Below are 19,737 nucleotides of genomic sequence, written 5' to 3'. Positions count from 1 at the left end.
GCCACCGTGTGAGAGGACTATAGCAACGCAAAACCCATAAAGTTAACTAAATAATTATGATTATATGGATAAGTATTTACTTATCATTCTTCCTCACTGGGTGAGCCGCCGCAGGGCCTCCTCGTACTTCTCGGCCGTCTTCCGGGCCACCTCCTCGGGCAATTCGGGTCCGGGCGCCCGCTTGTCCCAGTCCAGGGTCTCGAGGTAATCACGCACATACTGCTTGTCGAAGCTGGCCGGGCTGCTGCCGGGCGCATAGGTATCGGCCGGCCAGAAGCGGGAGGAGTCAGGGGTGAGGGCCTCGTCGATGAGGATCAGGCGGCCCGCCTCGTCCAGCCCGAACTCGAACTTGGTGTCGGCGATGATGATGCCGCGCTCCAGGGCGTAGGCGGCCGCCTCGGCATAGAGGCTCAGGCTCACGTCGCGGACCTGGGCCGCCAGCTTCTCGCCCAGCAGCGCCACGGTCTGCTGGAAATCGATATTCTCGTCGTGCTCGCCCACCGCGGCCTTGGTGGAGGGGGTGAAGATGGGCTCGGGCAGGCGGTCCGCCATGCGCAGGCCCGACGGCAGGGGGATGCCGCATACCCCGCCGGTCTGGCGGTACTCCTTCCAGCCGGAGCCGATGAGGTAGCCGCGCACGATGGCCTCCACCGGCAGCGGCTTGAGGCGCTGGACCACGATGGCGCGCCCTTCCACCCGGGCCCGCTCCTCCGGATCCGGCAGCGCCTGCTCCAGGGGCAGGTCGGCGAGGTGGTTGGGCACCACGTGGCCGAGGCGCTCGAACCAGAAGTTGGACAGGGCCGTCAGCACCCGGCCCTTGCCCGGGATGGGGGTGGGAAGCACCACGTCGAAGGCCGAAAGCCGGTCGCTGGTGACGATGAGCAGATGCTCGTCATCCACCGCGTAGCTGTCCCTGACCTTGCCCTGGTGAACGAGCGGCAGGCTCTTCAGGCCAGCCTCATAGAGGGTGTCCGCCATGATCGATGGGTCTCCGTAGGTAAACCATAATTTTAGCAGCAGCCACACCGGAGCTCGCGGGAAAAAGCGCGCCCGGGGGCATCGGACCGGGAGCCATTATTCCCGAAATAGCGCATAATTCACATTTGGAAATTTGGATTGAAACCATAAGGTAAGAGTTATGCACGTCACCCTGCGCCAACTCCGCGTCTTCGAAGCGGTCGCCCGCCACCTCAGCTACACCCGCGCCGCCGAGGAGCTGCACCTGACCCAGCCGGCGGTCTCCATGCAGATCAAGCAGCTGGAGGAGAGCGTCGGCCTGCCGCTGTTCGAGCAGATGGGCAAGCGCACCTTCCTCACCGAGGCCGGCCAGGAGTTGCACCAGACCAGCCGCGCCATCGCCCTGCAGCTGGAGGAGACCGAGGAGGTGCTGGAGAGTCTCAAGGGGATTCGGCGCGGGCGGCTGCGCATCGCGGTGGCGAGCACCGCCAACTACTTCGCCACCCGCCTGCTCGCCGCCTTCTGCCGCCGTTACCCGGGCATCAGCTTCAGCCTCGAGGTGACCAACCGCGAAGGCCTGCTGCGGGCGCTGGAGGCCAACGAGAAGGACCTCGTCATCATGGGCCGCCCACCCGAGTCGCTGGACCTGGAGGCGGAGCCGTTCATGGACAACCCGCTGGTGGTGATTGCCGCCCCCGACCACCCGCTGGCCGGCGCGGACGAGGTGAGCTGGGAGCGGCTGCAGCAGGAGGCCTTCGTGGTGCGCGAGGAGGGTTCCGGCACCCGCATCGCCATGGAGCGCCACTTCGCCAGCCGCGGGGTCAAGCTGCGCACCGGCATGGAGCTCTCCAGCAACGAGGCCATCAAGCGCGCCGTGGAGGTGGGAATGGGGCTGGGCATCGTCTCCATCCACACCCTGGAGCTGGAGCTGGAGACCGGCCGCCTGGTGGTGCTCAGGGCCGAAGCCTTCCCCATTCCCCGCCACTGGTACCTGGTCCACCGCCGGGGCAAGCGCCTGTCGCCGGTGGCGCTGGCATTCCGCGACTTCGTCTTCGAGGAGGCGGGCAGCCTGGTCGGCAGCGGCCCCGCCCGGGCGCCGGCCGCGGAATGAGCGCCGCCGGCCGGGCCCGCAGCCGATCCGGACCGGGCGGGGCGGAATTCCCTTGATCTATGCCAATGGAAATATTGGTTATTCAGCATATTTCGATATTATGGGGCATATTGAAAATGTTGATTAGCCCACTCGGATGCGGATGCGTATAGTTCGCAACCCCTGTAATACAGCACCCCCGCAGTCAGGAACCAAGCCATGAGCGACCCCGCCCGCCAGCCCAACACCGAGGTGAAGAACACCACCTGCTACATGTGCGCCTGCCGCTGCGGCATCCGCGTCACCCTCAAGGACGGGGAGGTGCGCTACATCGAGGGCAACCCGGATCACCCCCTCAACCAGGGGGTCATCTGCGCCAAGGGCTCCTCCGGCATCATGAAGCAGTACTCTCCGGCGCGCCTGACCCGGCCGCTGCTGCGCAAGCAGGGCGCCGAGCGGGGCGATGCGAAGTTCGAGCCCATCGCCTGGGAGCAGGCCTTCGAGATCCTGGCCGAGCGGCTGGGAAAGATCCGCGCCAGCGACCCGAAGAAGTTCGCCCTGTTCACCGGCCGCGACCAGATGCAGGCTCTCACCGGCCTGTTCGCCAAGCAGTTCGGCACCCCCAACTACGCCGCCCACGGCGGCTTCTGCTCGGTGAACATGGCCGCCGGCATGATCTACACCATCGGCGGCTCCTTCTGGGAGTTCGGCGGCCCGGACCTGGAACGCTCCAAGCTGTTCATCATGATCGGCACCGCCGAGGATCACCACTCCAACCCGATGAAGATGGCGCTGTCGAAGTTCAAGCGCAACGGCGGGCGCTTCATCGCCATCAACCCCGTGCGCACCGGCTACGCCGCCATCGCCGATGACTGGATCCCCATCAAGCCGGGCACCGACGGCGCGCTGTTGCTGGCGCTGATCAACGAGATCATCAACCAGGGCCTCTATGATCGTGAGTTCCTGGTGAACTACACCAACGCCCCGGAGCTGGTGAACCTGGACCAGGCGAGCACCGAGGAGGGGATGTTCGTGCGCGCCGAGGTGCCCGAGGAGGAGGGCTGCTTCGACCCCCAGAACAAGCTCTGGTGGGATCGCAACAGCGACCGGGCGGTAGTCAACCGCAGCGCGGACGCCGATCCCTACCTGCTCGGCAGCTTCCAGCTCGCCGACGGCACCCCGGTGAAGCCCGCCTTCCAGCTGCTGGTGGAACGGGTGAAGGACTACACCCCGGAGTGGGCGGCCAGGATCACCGGGATTCCGGCGGAGACCATCCGCAAGCTGGCCCACGAGATGGGCGTGATGGCCCGCGATCAGAAGATCGAACTGCCCATCGCCTGGACCGACGCCTGGGGGAAGGACCACGAGTCCATCACCGGCAACCCGGTCTCCTTCCACGCCATGCGCGGACTGGCGGCCCACTCCAACGGCTTCCAGACCATCCGGGCGCTCGCCATCCTGATGAGCATCCTGGGCACCATCGATCGTCCCGGCGGCTTCCGCCACAAGGCCCCGTTCCCGCGCCCCATACCGCCCTGCGCCAAGACCCCGCGCGGACCCGAGGCGGTGCAGCCGAACACGCCGCTGGCGGGGATGGCGCTGGGCTGGCCGGCGGAGCCCGACGACCTGTTCGTGGACGCGCAGGGCAACCCGGTGCGCATCGACAAGGCCTTCTCCTGGGAATACCCGCTGTCGGTGCACGGGCTGATGCACAACGCCATCACCAACGCCTGGCGCGGCGATCCCTACCCCATCGACACGCTGATGATCTTCATGGCCAACATGGCCTGGAACTCCACCATGAACACGGTGGAGGTGCGCAAGATGCTCAACGACAAGGACGGGAACGGCGAGTACAAGATCCCGTTCCTGGTGGTGTGCGACGCCTTCCAGTCGGAGATGACCGCCTTCGCCGACCTGGTGCTGCCCGACACCACCTACCTCGAGCGCCACGACGTGATGTCCATGCTCGACCGGCCCATCTCGGAGTTCGACGGACCGGTGGACTCGGTGCGCATCCCCGTGGTGCCGCCCACCGGCGAGTGCAAGCCGTTCCAGGAGGTGCTCATCGAGCTCGGCTCGCGCCTGCAGCTGCCCGCCTTCGTGGATGAGCAGGGCCGGCGCAAGTACCGCGACTACCCCGACTTCATCGTCAACTACGAGACCGAGCCGGGCTCCGGCATCGGCTTCCTCGCCGGCTGGCGCGGCACGGGCGGCGAGAAGTTCATGAAGGGCGAGCCCAACCCCGGCCAGTGGGAGATGTACGCCAAGAACAACTGCGTGTTCCACTACGAGCTGCCGCGCTCCTATCAGTACATGCGCAACTGGAACCGCGGCTACCTCGACTGGGCCCAGCAGCACCGCCTGACCCGCTACGCCGAGCCCATCAACGTGCACATCTACTCCGAGGTGCTGCAGAAGTTCCGCCTCGCCGCGCGCGGCAAGCTGCAGGGCAAGCAGCCCCCCGAGCGGCTGCGCAAGCGTATCGACACCCATTTCGATCCGCTGCCGTTCTATTTCGCGCCGCTGGAGACCCAGCTCACCGACCGCCACACCTACCCGTTGAGCGCGGTGACCCAGCGCCCCATGGCCATGTACCACTCCTGGGACTCCCAGAACGCCTGGCTGCGCCAGATCCACGCCCACAACCACCTCTACCTGCACCCCAGCGTGGGCCGGGCCAACGGCTTCGAGGACGGGGACTGGATCTGGGTGGAGTCCCAGTGGGGCAAGGTGCGCTGCATGTGCCGCTTCAGCGAGGCGGTGGAGCCGGGCACGGTGTGGACCTGGAACGCCATCGGCAAGGCCGCCGGCGCCTGGAACCTCGCCCCGAAGGCCAACGAATCGCGCAAGGGCTTCCTGCTCAACCACCTCATCTCCGAGGAGCTGCCCGCCAGCGCCGAGGGCGAGCACCTGTCCAACTCCGACCCGGTCACCGGGCAGGCGGGCTGGTACGACGTGCGCGTGCGCGTCTACAAGGCCGAGGCCGCCGAGCCCCGGGAGACCTTCCCCCAGTTCGAGGCCATGAAGCCCCTGCCGGGAACCCCAAGGCGGCTGCGCAAGTGGCTGGCCTACCGCGCCGGCACCGGCCTGTTCAAGAACCTGCTGAAAAAAGCGTGACGAGACGGATATGACCCAGCTCGCCCTGATTATCGACCTGAACGTGTGCGTCGGCTGCAGTGCCTGCGTGACCAGCTGCAAGGAGTGGAACACCTCCGGGCTGGCCGGGCCCATGACCGACCGCAACCCCTACGACGCCGATCCCACCGGCACCTTCTTCAACCGGGTGCAGACCTTCGAGGTGGGCGCCTACCCGCACACCGAGACGGTGCATTTCCCGAAATCCTGCCTGCACTGCGAGGAGCCGCCCTGCGTGCCGGTGTGCCCCACCGGCGCGAGCTACAAGCGGCCCGAGGACGGCATCGTGCTGGTGGACTACGACAAGTGCATCGGCTGCAAGTACTGCTCCTGGGCCTGCCCCTACGGCGCCCGCGAAATCGACGAGCAGCAGAAGGTGATGAAGAAGTGCACCCTGTGCGTGGACCGCATCTACGACGAGTCGCTGCCGGAGCGCGAGCGCAAGCCCTCGTGCGTGCTCGCCTGCCCCACCAACGCGCGGCTGTTCGGCGACGTGCACGATCCGGAGTCCGAGGTCTCGGTGCTGATCCGCGAGGAGGGCGGCTACCAGCTGATGCCCGAGTGGGGCACCAAGCCGGCCAACCACTACCTGCCCCGGCGCAAGACCCGCCTGCGCATCCACGACGACGAGCTGGTGCGGGTCGACAACCCGCTCAAGAAGGAGGCCCCGCGGCCGCGCCCGGCGCTCGACGAGCCGTCGCTGGACGACGTCACCAGCTGGTAGTTGCGAGTAACGAGTGACGAGTTGCGAGGGGAAGCGCCGGATCCGAGACCTCGCTACTCGTCACTCGAAACTGGAACCTGGAGTTTACGAATGCATCCTGCCTTTTCCGTCATCTTCCTGACCACCCTCATCGGCGTCGGCCAGGGCCTGTTCCTGGCGCTCTACAGCGGCCAGATCTACTCCGTGCTGGAGGTGCTTCCGCCCCAGGACGACCGCCTGTTCTACGGCCTGGGCAGCGGGCTGGCCCTGGTGTTCCTGGCCCTGGGACTGGTCGCCTCGGTGTTCCACCTGGGCCGGCCGGAACGGGCCTGGCGCTCCGCCAGCCAGTGGCGCACCTCCTGGCTCTCGCGGGAGGTGATCGTGCTGCCCGCCTTCATGGGCCTCACCTTCCTCTACGGGGGGCTGCACTACCTGGGCTGGGACCCGGTACTGGGCACCGTGGGCGAGGGCATCGCCATCCACCTGACGCTGATCGTCGGCGCGCTGGCCACCCTGGCCTGCTTCGCCCTGTTCCTCGCCACCGGCATGATCTACGCCTGCATCCGCTTCCTGCAGGAGTGGGCCACGCCGCTGACGGTGGTGAACTTCGTGCTGCTCGGCGGCGCCTCGGGCTTCACCGCCGCCGCCGCGTTCGCCGCCTGGACCGCGCCGGCGCTCACCACCTTCTTCGGCGGCTGGGCCATCATCCTCACCCTGCTGGCCCTGGCGACCCGCGGCACCACCCTCATCCGCAATGCCCGCATCAAGCACAAGTCCACCCCGCAGACGGCCATCGGCGTGCGCCACGCCCAGATCCGGCAGACCGCCCAGGGCGCCATGGGCGGCTCCTTCAACACCCGGGAGTTCTTCCACGGCCGGACCGCCGCCTTCCTGCGCTCGGTGAAGTGGGTCATGCTGGTGCTGGTCTTCGCCGTGCCGGTGGTGCTCCTGGCCCTCGGGCTCACCGTGGCCTCCGGCACCACCCTGGTGCTGGCCCTGCTGGTCCAGTACCTGGGCCTGCTGGCCGAGCGCTGGCTGTTCTTCGCCCAGGCCCGCCATCCGCAGAACATCTACTACCAGGCCGTGTGAGGGAGCATGCCTTCATGTGGCGCTGATGGGGCCCTGGCGCCCGGAGGCAGCGGAACGGTATCCGGGGCGGAGTCAACAAAAACACCACTGCAAGCCAAACCACGAAGGACACGAAGGGATGGATAGGGCCAATTGGCCTGTCACTTCGTGCGCCTCGTGTCCTTCGTGGTTCGAGTCTTGAGCTCCTGTCCCTGTCTCAGCCCTGTCCTTCACCGCTGCCTGCCAGCAGCGGCGCCACCTGCTCGTTGAAGGTTTCCCCGTCCAGCACGCCGCGGTGGGTGTAGCGCACCCGCCCGTCCCGGTCCACCACCACCGTGTAGGGGATGAAGCCGTCGTGATTGCCCCATTCGGCCAGCAGGGCGGGCGAGTCGGCCTCGTCCAGCACCAGCACGGGGTAGTTGATGCCGAGGCTGCGCCGCACGTTGCCCAGCGGGCGCACGGCATCCACCCCCACCCCGACCACCACCAGCCCCCGTTCGGCGTAACGCGCCTGGAAGCGGACGAGGTCCGGGATCTCATGGATGCACGGCGGGCACCAGCTGGCCCAGAAATTCACCACCAGCACCGAGCCGCGCCACTCCTGGAGCCGGTGGTTGGCACCGTCCAGGTCGGGCAGGCTCAGGGGCGGGGCCGCCGGCCCGGCGGCCGCCGCCCACCCGTTGCAGCTGAACAGGGCGGCCACCAGGACCACCCGCCGGATCAGCCCGCGCCTCACTGCGGCGCATCCTGCTGCAGCGGCAGCGTCCATTCCACCGCATAGCGCGACTGCAGCTCCTCGAAGTAGGCGGCCATCCGCTCGGCCACCAGCGCCTGGCTCACCCGGTCGCGCGCCTCGCCGTACTCCAGCTGGCGGCCCGGGCGGCGGTCGGTGACCATGAGCAGGTGGAAGCCCTTCGGCGACTCCACCACCGCGCTGACCTGGTTGTCGGGCAGTTCGGCCAGCGCCTGCTCCAGCTCCGGCATCCCGGTGCCCGCCTTGAGCCAGCCCATGTCCCCGGCATGCTCCCTGCCGTAGGTGTCGATGGAGTGTTCCCGGGCCAGCTCGAACAGGCTCTCGCCGGCGAGGATGCGGCTGCGCAGCGCCTCGGCCTCCGCCCGCGAGGCCAATACGATCTGCCCCACCCGGCGCCGCTCGGGGATGGTGCCCAGCGCCTGGTGCGAGGCGTAGTAGTCCCGCACCACCCCCTCGTCGGGAATCCAGGTGCGCACCATCCGCTCCATCTGCAGTGCCGGCAGGCGCTCCGCGCGGAACGCCTCGAGCCGTTCGCCCACGTCCACGCCGGCGGCCTCGGCATCGCGGGCGGCCAGCAGCAGGTCGATGCGCTCATCGAGCAGCTCCCGCATCCGCTCGTTGCCTGGCGGGGTATCGCTCTCCGCGCCGAGATCGAGATCGCCGGCCCGGACCGCAATGCCCTCCCCCTCGGCCAGCACCGTTTCCGGCGCCGCTCCCCAGGCGGCGCGGTCGTCGTGCACCACCACCTTGGCGGCAGTGCGCAGCCCGGCCAGATACTCCGCCCGCCGGAGCCGGTACTGCTCGCCCCGGAGCTGGGATCTGGCGGCGGCCAGGGCATCGGCGTCACCCTGATAGGTGGCGCGCAGCTCCTCGGCGGTCTGCTCGGGAAGGGCCACCGCCGCGCGCAGGCGATCCATGGCGGCCCGGTACAGCAGCGCGATGCGGTACTCGGCGAGCTCCCGCCGGAACGCCTCGCTCACATCGAGGCCCTGCGACTTGGCCTCGAGATAGAGCAGACGCGAGGCCACCAGGCGCTTGAGCAGGTCGCCGCGCAGGTAGGCCTGGTCGGCCTCGTCCATGGCGGGGAACTGGGTGGCGAAAGGCGAACTGGACAGCGCCTCCTCCAGCGCCTTGCCGGTGATCGGGTAGTCGCCCACGGTGACCAGCACCTGGGCGGCCGCCGGTGCGGCGAACGCCGCCGCGAACAGCAGTGCCGCCAGCCGGCGGCCGATTCGTTGCTTTGCATTCATCATCGATGATTCGCTCCAGCCCTGCCCGTTTCCGCCGCATCCGAGCCTGAGGTCGTGAACGGTGGCGGATGCGGGCAGGCAAACAGGCCGTGAAGATGCGCAGGGCGGCTGCCCGGCGCGGAAAAGGTGGGGCGGAGCCCGCAGGCCCCGCCCCGGCCGGAATGACCGACTAGTCGAGATCCGGGATCTTGCCACCCAGATCGGGCGCACTGGCGTGCATCCACGCAACCGCCGCCTCGAAGTCCTTCAGGATGGGCTTGCCCTCCCAGACGTGCTCCTCGTCATCGGCGATGAGCGGGACCCCGGCCTTGTTGGTCACATGGCAGGAGGCGCACTTCAGCGGTCCGTGGGACCCATCGGGATTGTACTGGGCCGCCTGCCGGTAGCTGGTGACGTCCGTATCGGAGGTCACCGGGTAGAGCCCGTGGATGGACTCGTGGCAGGTCTGGCAGGCCAGTCCCGCATGGCCCTTGGAGTAGCGCATCAGGCTGTACTTGCCGGGCTGGTTGATGGGATAGGCCACCCCGCCCTGGCCCTCCACGAAGGGCGCGGCATGGCAGTCGGCGCAGTGGGGAGCACCGGGCGAGAGCCAGTAGTCGCGGCCATGGGTGGCGGCGTCATAGGGCACCGCGGCGGCGCCGGTGGCGCCCTTGGGCAGCTTGAGGGAGGCGGGATCCACCGCCGGGTTGGCCGACAGGATGGAGACGTTGATGTCGCCGTCGGCATCCTTGGAGACCAGCGGACCGTTGCCCTGCAGGGCGATGACGGCGATGTCCGGCACGGTGCGCTTCTCGGCCCAGGTGAGGAGGATGCCGGACTTGCCGGGGGTATCCTCGCCCTTGCCGTTGAGCACCACTTTCGGATCGAGGTACTTCTCCTCCAGCTCACGCTGGCTCACGCCGATGGCCGCGGCGATTTCGCTGAGCGGCTTGTCGCGCAGCGTCTGGCCGGTCTGCTTGAAGGCGTTCTCCAGGTTGTCGCGCTGGTAGAGTTCGCGGGAGAGCTGGTTGTGGCAGTTGGTGCACCACAGGCCCTTGCCGCCCTTGCCGTTGCCGATGCCGGAGACGTTGGCCTGCAGCCACTGCCCCACCGGGTTGAGGTACTCCTTGGTGCCGGCGCCGTCCTTGTCCTTGTTGCGGTTGGCGTGCACGTCGCGGCCCACGTAGCAGCCGCCGGAGGCATCGCGGTTGTCACCCTCGGCATAGGCGTTCTTGCCGTCCTTGGTGATGGGGTAATCGTCCATCTTGCCGTCCTGGCGGTGGGCCGGGTGGCAGCCCTGGCAGCTGGCGGTGCGCCCCTCGGCATCGGGCAGCGGCGCCTTGGTCTGGTGCACCGTGTGGATCGCCTGGGTGAGCGGCGGCACCTGGATCTCCTTGCCGCTCTTGTTCTTCATCTTCTTCGAGGCGAGCACGCCGATGACGTTGTCGGCATGACACTTCTGGCACAGCACCGGGTCGCGGCCCAGGCGGTTGGTGATGTCGCGGGTGCCCTGGCGGTAGTTCTTCAGGAAGCTGGTGCCGTTCTTGTCGTCGTGCATCTCCAGGATGGAGACGGAGGTGGCCTTCAGGCTGGCGATCCAGTCACTGGCCCCGAGCCCCTTCCAGAAGGCGTACTCCCCCTTGTAGAGGTTGTACTTGCTGCCGTTGGCCGTCTTGCTGGCGTGGCAGTTGGCGCAGTTGGGGATGTCGATGGGGTTGGTGCCGACGAAGGTCACCGGCTTGCCGGTGTGGCTGTCGATCACCGGCTCGCCGGAATCCGCATCCAGCAGGCTCACCCAGGCCTCCTGGAACGGCTGGATGTCGCTCTCCACCAGGGTCAGCGGGTTCTTGGCCGCGGCGCTGTCGTTGAACGGCGTGAGCGGCAGGCCCAGGGCATCCCAGATGCCCGGGTTGGTGAGCACGATGGGCACATTGTCGAGCACCGGGGACTTGGTGTAGACGATGGTGCCCTCCTCGCCGGTGTAGTGCAGGAAGCCGCCCTTCATCGGGCTCGGCGCGGCGGCGCCGGCGGGGCCGTTGTCCTGGGGCACCGGGATCTGCATGCCCACGAACAGCTTCTCGCTGTCCTTGCTGGTGCCCTTGGGGTTGGTGCCCTTGAGATCCTTGTAGACGTAGAGGTGGGTGAAGTAGGCGTTGGCGACATTCTCGTTGTCGCCGTACTTGCCGTCGCCGTTCACGTCATAGGGCACGTTCCAGTAGGCGAGCTTGGAGCCCTCGGAGTAGGTGTTGTCGATGTGGCCGTAGGCCAGCTTGAACCGCTTGCGGCCATCCTTGAGCACCGTGTGGTCCTCGGGGTCGGCCTCCACCACCTCCGGCCACTTCTTGTCGCCGCGGGCGGTCTTGATGACCTGGGCCTGGATGGAATTGTACGGCGGCAGGACGCAGCAGTAGCTGAAGTCGAAGCCGGTGCAGTGCATGCCCAGCTCGTAGTTGATGCTGATGTTGTAGTCGTTCTTGGGCTTGTTCGGGCCGTCCTTGCCGACCCCGGTGTTTGCCGCTGTCCCGGCGCTCGGCGCGGCCATGCCGGCCGCGCCCTCCCCCGTGTGCCTGGGGCTGCAGGCAACCCCCACCGCGAGCACGAGGGCGGGTATTACCACGTAGCGTAGCTTCATAACCCCTCCTCCATCTGGATTGCAGTGTGAGCGGAGCGAATTGTTGTTTTTTCAACTCGTTATTCGCTTTTTATTTCCGCTTCACGCCAATTGTCACAGGTTCGCGGACCACTGCACCGCGCATCCTGCGCTGCGCCGCCGCCGCTAGCAGGGCTCCGGACGCCCACAAAGACTTAACAAATTCCGTGAACTACCGCAACAAATTTGTGGGAATATACGCTCGGGCCGGAGCCTCCCGGCACCCGCCCGGGGCACATTAATGGGCTTGATGAAGGTCAAACACGCCGGGCGCCTCTGCCGTTACCGTTGGCAGCGAATCCTTCCAATCCGCACGAGGTTGCCAATGCACACCATCAGCCAGGTCCTGGGTGACGATCACCAGCGCTGCGACTCCCTGTTCGCCGAGGCCGAAACCGCTGTCGCCCAGGGCGACTGGCTGACCGGCGAAAGCGCCTTCAATGCCTTCCATGACGCCCTGGAGCACCATTTCCGCATGGAGGAAGAGGTGATGTTCCCCGAATACGAGGCCCGCACCGGGCAGACCATGGGTCCCACCCGGGTGATGCGCATGGAACACGGCCAGATGCGCCAGCTCAAGGAGGACATGGCCACGGCCATCACCGCCCGGGACCGGGACCGCTACCTGGGCCTGTCCGAGACCCTGCTCATCGTGATGCAGCAGCACAATGCCAAGGAGGAACAGATGCTCTACCCGATGGCCGACCGCGCCCTGCAGGACAGCATGGAGCAGGTGCTGTCGCAGATGGACGCTGTCTGAGCGATGGGCGCGGCGATGGAAAGGTTCATGGATCTCTCCGAACTGATGCCCCCGGAACCCCTCGAGCGCATCCTCGGCGAACTGCCCGGGGTGCGGCCCGGCGACTTCCTGCATGTCAGGCTCCATCGGGAACCCCTGCTCGCCTATCCGCTGCTGGAACAGGCCGGTTTCCGCTGGCATACGGACATCGACGACACGAACGGCGTCGAGGTCTACATCTGGCGCGACGGCGACCGCCTGGCGGAGGACGCCATGCCCGCCCGACGCACCTGATCCGCCGGGATTCAGAGGCCGAGCATGCTGTTTCCGGGCAATCTCTCGCTGGACCAGGCGCCACCCATCTCGGTTCCGTTCCGGTTCCTGCTCTCCGCCCCCCTGTTCGGGGTCCTGGCGGGGCTGCTGCTGGCCCTGCAGGGACCGGCGCTGCTGGCCGGACGCTGGACCCCCGGCGTGCTCGCCTTCACCCACCTGATCACCCTCGGCCTCGTGACCCAGGCCATGTGCGGGGCGCTGCTGCAGATGCTCCCGGTACTGGCCGGCACCCGGGTCCTCGGCGCGGTGGCCGTCGGGCGCGTCACCCACCTGCTGCTGGGCGGCGGCACGCTGGCGCTGGCCATCGGCTTCCTGGCCGACGGCGGGCCCTGGTCGCTGGCCGCCGCCGCCCTGCTGGGCAGCGCGTTCCTGGTATTCGTCACTGCACTGGGGTGGGGCCTGGCCCGGGCCGGGAGCGCCAACCCGACCGTGGTGGCCATGCGCCTGGCGGTCATCGCCCTGGCCGTCACCGCGACCCTGGGCGTCGGGCTGGCGCTGTTCTGGGGCGGAATCCCGGGATTGCTGTTCCTGCGCTCGCTCACCGACGTCCACCTGGCCTGGGGGCTGCTGGGCTGGGTGGGACTGCTGGTGCTGGGCGTGGCCTACCAGGCCCTGCCCATGTTCCAGCTCACGCCGGAGTATCCGCTCCGGCTGCGCCGCCACCTCACCACCGCCCTGTTCGCCCTGCTCCTGCTGTGGAGCGTGCTCTACCGGCTGGCCGCGGCGGAGCGGATCCCATCGGCCCTGCCGGTCTCCGCCGCCGCGACCGCCGGCGCCGCCCTGCTGCTGTTCGCGGCCTTCACGGTGCGGCTGCAGAAGCGTCGGCGCCGGCCCCTGCCCGATGCCGGCCTCGCCTGGTGGCGGCTGGGACTGGCGGGCCTCGCCATTGCGGTGACGCTGTGGCTGGCGGGGCGGGTATGGCCCGGGTTCGCCGCCCATCCCGCCTACCCCCTGTGGCTGGGCGGGAGCTACCTGCTCGGCTTCGCCGTGCCCATCCTCAACGGCATGATGATCAAGATCGTTCCCTTCCTGGCCTGGTTCCATCTGCAGAACCGCCAGCTCGCCCTGGGCCGGGTGGAGGTGTCCGTGCCCAACCTGCGCGAGCTGCTGCCCGAGCGCACCACCCGCTGGCAGCTGCGCATCTATGTTGCGGGGCTGGGACTCCTGGCCCTGGCGCCGCTGTGGCCGGCGCTGGCGAGCCGGCCGGCCGGGCTGGCCCTGGCCGCCTCCTGGGGGCTGCTCGGATTCGGGCTGGGGCGGGCCGCCCGGCGCTACCGGCGCGTCAATCGGCAGCTGCTGGCTCCCGCCGCCGGGGAGATTCCCGCGGCATGAGCCTCTACCTGGCCCTGAAGGGTGTCCATGTCACCTGCGTCATCCTCTCCCTGACCGGGTTCGTGGTACGCGGTGCCTGGATGATGCGCGGCTCGGCGCTGCTGGACCGGCGCTGGGTGCGCGTCGCCCCGCACGTGGTGGATACCCTGCTGCTGGCCAGCGCCGTCGCCCTGGCGCTGCTGAGCCACCAGTACCCCGGGGTGCACGACTGGCTCACCGCCAAGGTGACCGGGCTGCTGGTCTACATCATCCTCGGCAGCATCGCCCTGCGGCGCGGCCGCAGCCGACGGATCCGGATCGGATTCTGGGTGGCCGCCCTGGCCACCTTCGGCTACATCGTGGCCGTCGCCCTCACCCGCGATCCCTTTCCTCTCGGCATCCATTGATCGGGATCAATGCCTTCCCGATGTCGCCGTGTCATAAACCCCTGCCTATGGACATGCAGACCCGCAAACCGCCCCCGCGCCTGTCGCGCCTGCTCACCTTCCCGGTGGGGCTGGTGCCCACCGCCACCCACAGCACCACGGTGTGCCTGGCCCTGAACCGGATCTTCGCCACCGCCCTGCGCGATGGCGAGCTGGAGTTCCTGGAGGGTCGGGTGGTGCGGATCCGGGTCAACGACCTGCGCCTGCGGCTCTGCTTCACCCTCGAACGGGGCCGGCTGCGTCCCGCCGACGAGCGCCGCCCCCACGATCTCACCATCGAGGGCGACACCTACGACTTCCTGCTGCTGGCCAGTCGGCGCGAGGACCCGGACACCCTGTTCTTCAACCGGCGGCTGCGCCTGGGCGGCGACACCGAGCTGGGACTCTACGTGAAGAACTTCCTCGACGCCTACGAGCCCCCCGAGCGGCTGCAGCCCCTCATGGGTACCCTCGAACGCGCCTCCCGCCTGTTCGAACGCTTCGCCTGAGACCTGCAGCGCCCATGGTGACGGGCGATGGTAAACGGCGCCGCCAACCGCTCACGTACGCACGCCAATCAGCGACAAGCCCCATCTGACCGGATAATCCGGCCCCACGCATTCACGCATTCACGCATTCACGCATTCACGCATTCACGCATTCACGCAATAATAATAGGGCTTTTTGGTCGGGTATTGACCTGGAGCAGTAGCTTAGTAGAATATTCGGGATTATCTGGATCGCCTGGGCAGGACAGAACCGGTCGGGGCGGCCACCAGCGTCCGCAGAGAGGCTGGATCATAACAAGCAACCCACCCGAACCCCACTACTGGAAACCAGGAGATCTGCCATGAAGAAGCTCGCCGCCCTGCCCATCATCCCCATGATCCCCGTGCTGGGCGTTCTCTACGCCGGCTACATCCTGTTCCTGGCCTCCGCGGCCCACTGAACAGTCCGGGGGACCGGGCGGGCGCGGCCATCCGCCGGCGCCTGCCCGCTTTCCGGTCCAGCCGCCGGCGCTGTCACCCCCCCCTGCCGGCGCGACCGCGCCCAGACGCCGCGCCTTCCAGCGGCGCCGCTAGACCGCCCCGCCCCCATGGGCGACCATCCCCGACTCCCCGAACCAGTACCCGTCACAGGGCCCGGCCGGCATCAGCGCCTCCAGCGCGGCGGCGGCCTGCACCGGATCGCGCCGCCCCTCCAGGCACTCCCGGAAGGCGGCCACCACCTGCCCGGTGCCCCGTGACTGGGGGCTGATGCGCAGCACGTCCACGGCCAGGCGCTGCAGATCCGGCAGCTGCCCCAGGAGACTGAAGGTCTGGGCCGACTGGGTCTGGATGCCGTTGAGGGCGAGGAAGCGCTGGTCCTCCTGGGTGGAGAGGGTCAGTCCGTCGGGGTAGTCGAGGCAGCGGTACTGGCAGTCGTCCTTGGGCAGGTTGTGGGCCCGCGCGGTGAAGCAGCGGGCCGAGTAGGCCAGGGGCAGCCGCCCCCAGGCGAACACCTCCGTCTCCACCCCTTCCGGGCGGGCCGCCTGCATCTCCGCCAGGGTGTCCCGGGAGAGCTCCACCGGCAGCACCCAGCGTTTCAGGCCCAGGGCCGCCAACCGCGCCAGGGTGCGCTGATTGTAGACGTTCACCGACGGACCGGTAACGAAGGGCCGCCCCTCCAGCAGATTCACCGCGCCCAGGTCGTTGGCCTCCACCATGAACCGGCCGTCGCTGCAGATACGGCGCAGACTGATGAGCTCCGACTCCGCCTCCAGCAGCGTCAGGGTGGAGAGCACCGCCGTCTTGCCGGCCGCCTCCAGCCGCTGCGCCAGCTCCAGCCAGTCCTCCGTGCGCACCAGGCGACGCTTGGAGCAGATCGCCTCGCCCAGGTAGACGATGTCCACCGGCCACTCCGCCGCCTCGGCATAGAAGTCGAACACCTGCTCGCGGGGCCAGTAGTAGAGGATGGGGCCGAGTGAAAGCTTGGGAGATTTCATGGAAGGCTCGGAGAAGTTGGTTGTGATGGTGACGAGGGTAGCGTGGGAGTTGGTGAGGAGTGAGGCGTTAGGAGCGAGGAACCCCTCACCCCTCTCTCCTCACCCCTCACTCGCAACCCCTCACTGCCACGGGCGGTGGTAGGCGCCGAGGGTGGTCTGCGCGCCCTCGGACACCCGCGCCAGCTCGGCATCCCACTCGGGGCGGCTGTGGTAGCGCTCCGGGTCGCGGGCACAGGCGTCCATGGCGGCGCGCCAGACCCGCGTCACCTGGGCCACGTAGGCCGGGCTGCGCTGGCGCCCCTCGATCTTCACCGCCGCCACGCCGGCGGCCACCAGCTGCGGCAGCAGCTCCAGGGTGTTGAGGCTGGTGGGCTCCTCGATGGCATGGAAGGTGTCCTGTCCGACCCGGAAGCGACCCTTGCAGAGGGTGGGATAGCCCGCGTTCTCGCCCTCCCCGTAGCGCTCGATCAGCACCCCGCCGAGGCGGGTCTCGAGGCCCTGGCCGATCTCCCGCCACTCCACCGCGTGGGCCGGGGAGCAGGCGCCGTAGGTGTTGGGCGACTGGCCGGTGGCGTAGGAGGAGAGCAGGCAGCGCCCCTCCACCATCACGCACAGGCTGCCGAAGCCGAATACCTCCACCTCCACCGGGCTGTTCTCCACCAGGTGCGCCACCTGGGGCAGGGACAGCACCCGCGGCACCACCACCCGGCGGATGCCGAAATGGCGCTGATAGAAACGCAGCGCCTCGTAGTTGGTGGCCGAGCCCTGCACGGAGAGGTGGCGGGCGAGCTCCGGCCAGCGCTCGGCGGCATAGTCCAGCACCCCGAGGTCAGCGATGATGAGGGCGTCCACGCCCAGCTCGGCGGCCCGGTCCACCGCCGCCCGCCAGCGGTCCCAGCCGCCGGGCTGGGGAAAGGTGTTCAGGGCCAGGAACACCCGCCGACCGCGCTGGCGGGCGTAGCGGATGCCCTCGTGCATCTTCTCGGGCGTGAAATTCAGCCCGGCGAAGTGGCGCGCGTTGGTATCGTCCCGGAAGCCCATGTAGACGGCATCGGCGCCGTTGTCCACGGCGGCCTTCAGGGACGGCAGATTGCCGGCGGGGCAGACGAGTTCCATGTTCCTGTTCCGTACCTCTTGCGATGTCAGTTACCGGCCCGGGCCAGTCCGCCGTGGCGGACATGCCCCGGGACCAGGGCCGCGCCCTGGCGGCTGTCGCGCCGGGCCAGCTCCGCCTCGACGGCGTTCAGCACCGCCCACTTGCGGGCGCACCACCCGGGGGCCAGGAGGATGTCCCGCGAGGCGGTGCCCGTGAGCCGGTGCCAGACCACCTCCGGCGGGGTCCGCTCCACCAGGTCGGCGGCGATGGCGACATACTCCTCCAGCGCCAGCGGCCGGTAGCCCCCCCGGCGCCACTGGTGCGCCAGCAGGGTGTTCCTCACCACGTGCAGGGGGTGCAGCTTGAGCCCTTCCACCCCCAGCTCCAGGACCCGCTCCAGGGTCTGGTGCGCGTGCCAGCCGCTCTCGCCGGGCAGCCCCACGATGAGATGGGTGCAGACCTTCAGGCCGCGCAGCTGGGCGGCCCGCACCGCCTGGCGGTATTCCGCGAAGCCGTGACCCCGGTTCACCCGCGCCAGGGTCTCGTCGAAGGCCGACTGCAGCCCCAGCTCCAGCCACACCTCCCGTCCCTCGGCCTGGTAGCCGGCGAGCAGGTCCAGGACCGCGTCGGGGACGCAGTCGGGCCGGGTTCCCACCGACAGCCCCACCACGTCCGGCTCCGCCAGCGCCTCGCCGTAGAGCCGGGCCAGCCGATCCACCTCGTCGTAGGTGTTGGTGTAGGCCTGGAAGTAGGCGATGAACCGCCGGGCCCCGGTGCGCCTCGCCAGCACCGCCCGTCCCGCCGCCAGCTGGGCGGCGATGGCCGGCTCCTGCCGGGCGTTGGGGCTGAAGGAGACGTTGTTGCAGAACGTGCAGCCGCCGCGGCCCTTGCTGCCGTCCCGGTTGGGGCAGGTGAAGCCGGCGTTGATGGCGAGCTTGTGCACCCGCTCGCCGTAGCGGCGCAGCAGGTCCTGACCCAGGGTGTGCACGCGATCCGACAGCGCCACGGCGATTCCTCAGCATTGACAACCCAGGGACAGGGCGACGGAATCGCTGCGCTACGGACGCTTAACGGCTCTCCTGGGACCTGCCCTGGCGGATGGACAACCTTTCCATAGCCGGGGGGTCGAGTAATTGACCTGGATCAACATGGCGAAGCCGCCGGCTCTGCTAGTGTACGGCGTCACTCCTGAAGGCACATTCCAGCAAATTGCCTGACGAGAGCCCCTGAAAGCGCCATGAACCCCGACTCCACCAGCCACTTCGACCTCCATCAACCCGACGCCTACCGTGCCTGGCGGGATCGCAAGCTCGCCGACCACCCGGTCCGGCTGGAGGAGCTGGTGGTGGAGGTGCGCGATCCGCGCAGCCTCACCGCCGCCGAGCACGACGCCCTGCTGGAACGCTGCCGCCGGGCCAACATGGCCGTCTACGCGAGCCGCTGCGGCGCCGATCCGGACAAGTCCATACCCGCGGCGCTGGGCCGGCAGTTCGGCCTGCTCCACCTCGATCACAACTGGCTCGCCGACGAGGACGCCATCACCCCGCTCGCCGTCAGCCGGACCGGGGCGCGGCCGGGCTACATCCCCTACACCGATCGCCCCATCCGCTGGCACACCGACGGCTACTACAACCCGCCCGGCCGCCAGGTGCGCGGCCTGCTGCTGCACTGCGTGCATCCCGCCGCCCGGGGCGGCGGAAACGCGCTGCTGGACCCGGAGATCGCCTACATCCACCTGCGCGACTGCGACCCCGCCTACATCGCGGCGCTCATGCATCCGCAGGCCATGTCCATACCGGCCCGCGAGGAGAACGGAGCGGTGGCCCGCGCCGAGGTCACCGGGCCGGTCTTCTCCCTCACCCCGGAGGGGGCGCTCCACATGCGCTACACCGCCCGCCGCCACAACATCCGCTGGCGCGACGAGGCGGTGCTGCGCGAGGCCGTCGCCTGCCTCGAACGCCTCCTCGCCAGCGACCACCCGGCCATTTTCCGCGCCCGGCTGGAGTCGGGTATGGGGCTGCTGAGCAACAACGTGCTCCACGATCGGGCCGGCTTCGAGGATCTCCCCGGCCACCCGCCCCGCCTGCTCTACCGCGCCCGCTACCACGAACGCGTGCGCGGCACCGCCGGATCCGCCCGGACCTGACACCGCCCCGCCGCGCCGGCCGGGCCACGCCTGGCGCCCGCGCACCCCGGAATAATTATCACAACACTTGTAGGGACAGTTTCGTTCTGGCAATTTTCTTGCAGGACTGCGGCG

General features: G+C 68.6%; 17 protein-coding genes. 10 read left to right on the top strand and 7 right to left on the bottom strand.

Annotated elements, in window-relative coordinates:
- Positions 1 to 93 precede the first annotated feature (93 nt).
- Positions 94 to 978: a phosphoribosylaminoimidazolesuccinocarboxamide synthase gene (locus tag DFQ59_RS01975; RefSeq protein ID WP_114277983.1), complete on the bottom strand. Its 885-nt coding sequence runs from the start codon at positions 976 to 978 to the stop codon at positions 94 to 96.
- Between the two features lie 160 nt (positions 979 to 1,138).
- Here DFQ59_RS01975 and DFQ59_RS01970 point away from each other — a divergent pair, with 160 nt between their 5' ends.
- From DFQ59_RS01970 to DFQ59_RS01955, 4 genes are all read left to right on the top strand, one after another.
- The gene (locus tag DFQ59_RS01970; RefSeq protein ID WP_114277982.1) at positions 1,139 to 2,068 is read left to right on the top strand and encodes a LysR family transcriptional regulator; all 930 of its coding nucleotides are present in this window, start codon (positions 1,139 to 1,141) and stop codon (positions 2,066 to 2,068) included.
- Between the two features lie 198 nt (positions 2,069 to 2,266).
- A complete protein-coding gene (locus tag DFQ59_RS01965; protein WP_114277981.1) occupies positions 2,267 to 5,167 on the top strand; it encodes a molybdopterin oxidoreductase family protein in 2,901 nt (966 codons plus the stop codon).
- A 10-nt stretch (positions 5,168 to 5,177) separates the two neighbouring features.
- The gene (gene soeB / locus DFQ59_RS01960; protein ID WP_114277980.1) at positions 5,178 to 5,909 is read left to right on the top strand and encodes a sulfite dehydrogenase subunit SoeB; all 732 of its coding nucleotides are present in this window, start codon (positions 5,178 to 5,180) and stop codon (positions 5,907 to 5,909) included.
- A 90-nt stretch (positions 5,910 to 5,999) separates the two neighbouring features.
- Positions 6,000 to 6,977 (top strand): dimethyl sulfoxide reductase anchor subunit family protein, encoded by a 978-nt coding sequence (locus DFQ59_RS01955; protein WP_114277979.1) that lies wholly within the window; start codon positions 6,000 to 6,002, stop codon positions 6,975 to 6,977.
- A 196-nt stretch (positions 6,978 to 7,173) separates the two neighbouring features.
- On the opposite strand, the gene DFQ59_RS01950 is transcribed toward DFQ59_RS01955, so the two are convergent.
- The 3 genes from DFQ59_RS01950 to DFQ59_RS01940 form a co-directional block, all read right to left on the bottom strand.
- A complete protein-coding gene (locus tag DFQ59_RS01950; protein ID WP_170141992.1) occupies positions 7,174 to 7,692 on the bottom strand; it encodes a TlpA family protein disulfide reductase in 519 nt (172 codons plus the stop codon).
- A complete protein-coding gene (locus DFQ59_RS01945; RefSeq protein WP_170141991.1) occupies positions 7,689 to 8,960 on the bottom strand; it encodes a peptidylprolyl isomerase in 1,272 nt (423 codons plus the stop codon). The genes DFQ59_RS01950 and DFQ59_RS01945 overlap by 4 nt, the downstream gene beginning before the upstream one ends.
- Before the next feature lie 169 nt (positions 8,961 to 9,129).
- A complete protein-coding gene (locus DFQ59_RS01940) occupies positions 9,130 to 11,571 on the bottom strand; it encodes a cytochrome c3 family protein (protein ID WP_211314746.1) in 2,442 nt (813 codons plus the stop codon).
- A 343-nt stretch (positions 11,572 to 11,914) separates the two neighbouring features.
- On the opposite strand from DFQ59_RS01940, the gene DFQ59_RS01935 reads away from it, so the two are divergent.
- The 5 genes from DFQ59_RS01935 to ubiT are packed head-to-tail and all read left to right on the top strand — an operon-like array spanning position 11,915 to position 14,906.
- Complete coding sequence (locus DFQ59_RS01935; RefSeq protein WP_114277976.1) at positions 11,915 to 12,349, top strand: hemerythrin domain-containing protein; 435 nt, start codon at positions 11,915 to 11,917, stop codon at positions 12,347 to 12,349.
- Between the two features lie 27 nt (positions 12,350 to 12,376).
- A complete protein-coding gene (locus DFQ59_RS01930; RefSeq protein ID WP_170141990.1) occupies positions 12,377 to 12,622 on the top strand; it encodes a DUF2249 domain-containing protein in 246 nt (81 codons plus the stop codon).
- 24 nt (positions 12,623 to 12,646) lie between these two features.
- Entirely contained in the window at positions 12,647 to 13,993 is a 1,347-nt protein-coding gene (locus DFQ59_RS01925) for a hypothetical protein (protein ID WP_114277974.1), read from the top strand.
- Positions 13,990 to 14,379 carry a SirB2 family protein gene (locus tag DFQ59_RS01920; RefSeq protein ID WP_114277973.1) on the top strand — a complete coding sequence of 130 codons (390 nt, stop codon included), beginning with the start codon at positions 13,990 to 13,992 and terminating at the stop codon, positions 14,377 to 14,379. Before DFQ59_RS01925 ends, DFQ59_RS01920 begins: the two co-directional genes overlap by 4 nt.
- Before the next feature lie 53 nt (positions 14,380 to 14,432).
- Positions 14,433 to 14,906 carry a ubiquinone anaerobic biosynthesis accessory factor UbiT gene (gene ubiT / locus DFQ59_RS01915; protein WP_211314745.1) on the top strand — a complete coding sequence of 158 codons (474 nt, stop codon included), beginning with the start codon at positions 14,433 to 14,435 and terminating at the stop codon, positions 14,904 to 14,906.
- Positions 14,907 to 15,475: 569 nt separating this feature from the next.
- On the opposite strand, the gene ubiV is transcribed toward ubiT, so the two are convergent.
- The 3 genes from ubiV to mnmL form a co-directional block, all read right to left on the bottom strand.
- Positions 15,476 to 16,381: a ubiquinone anaerobic biosynthesis protein UbiV gene (gene ubiV, locus DFQ59_RS01910; RefSeq protein ID WP_114277971.1), complete on the bottom strand. Its 906-nt coding sequence runs from the start codon at positions 16,379 to 16,381 to the stop codon at positions 15,476 to 15,478.
- 120 nt (positions 16,382 to 16,501) lie between these two features.
- Positions 16,502 to 17,497, bottom strand: coding sequence for a ubiquinone anaerobic biosynthesis protein UbiU (ubiU, locus tag DFQ59_RS01905; RefSeq protein ID WP_114277970.1), 996 nt, complete (start codon positions 17,495 to 17,497; stop codon positions 16,502 to 16,504).
- A 26-nt stretch (positions 17,498 to 17,523) separates the two neighbouring features.
- Positions 17,524 to 18,483, bottom strand: a complete 960-nt coding sequence (mnmL, locus tag DFQ59_RS01900) for a tRNA modification radical SAM protein MnmL/YtqA (RefSeq protein ID WP_114277969.1) — start codon at positions 18,481 to 18,483, stop codon at positions 17,524 to 17,526.
- A 231-nt stretch (positions 18,484 to 18,714) separates the two neighbouring features.
- Here mnmL and DFQ59_RS01895 point away from each other — a divergent pair, with 231 nt between their 5' ends.
- Positions 18,715 to 19,623, top strand: coding sequence for a TauD/TfdA family dioxygenase (locus DFQ59_RS01895; RefSeq protein WP_114277968.1), 909 nt, complete (start codon positions 18,715 to 18,717; stop codon positions 19,621 to 19,623).
- The last annotated feature ends 114 nt before the right edge of the window (positions 19,624 to 19,737 follow it).

The sequence above is a fragment of the Thioalbus denitrificans genome (genome assembly GCF_003337735.1).
Taxonomy (GTDB): domain Bacteria; phylum Pseudomonadota; class Gammaproteobacteria; order DSM-26407; family DSM-26407; genus Thioalbus; species Thioalbus denitrificans.
Note: the sequence above shows the minus strand (reverse complement) of the source record. Positions and strands in the feature narration are given on the sequence as shown.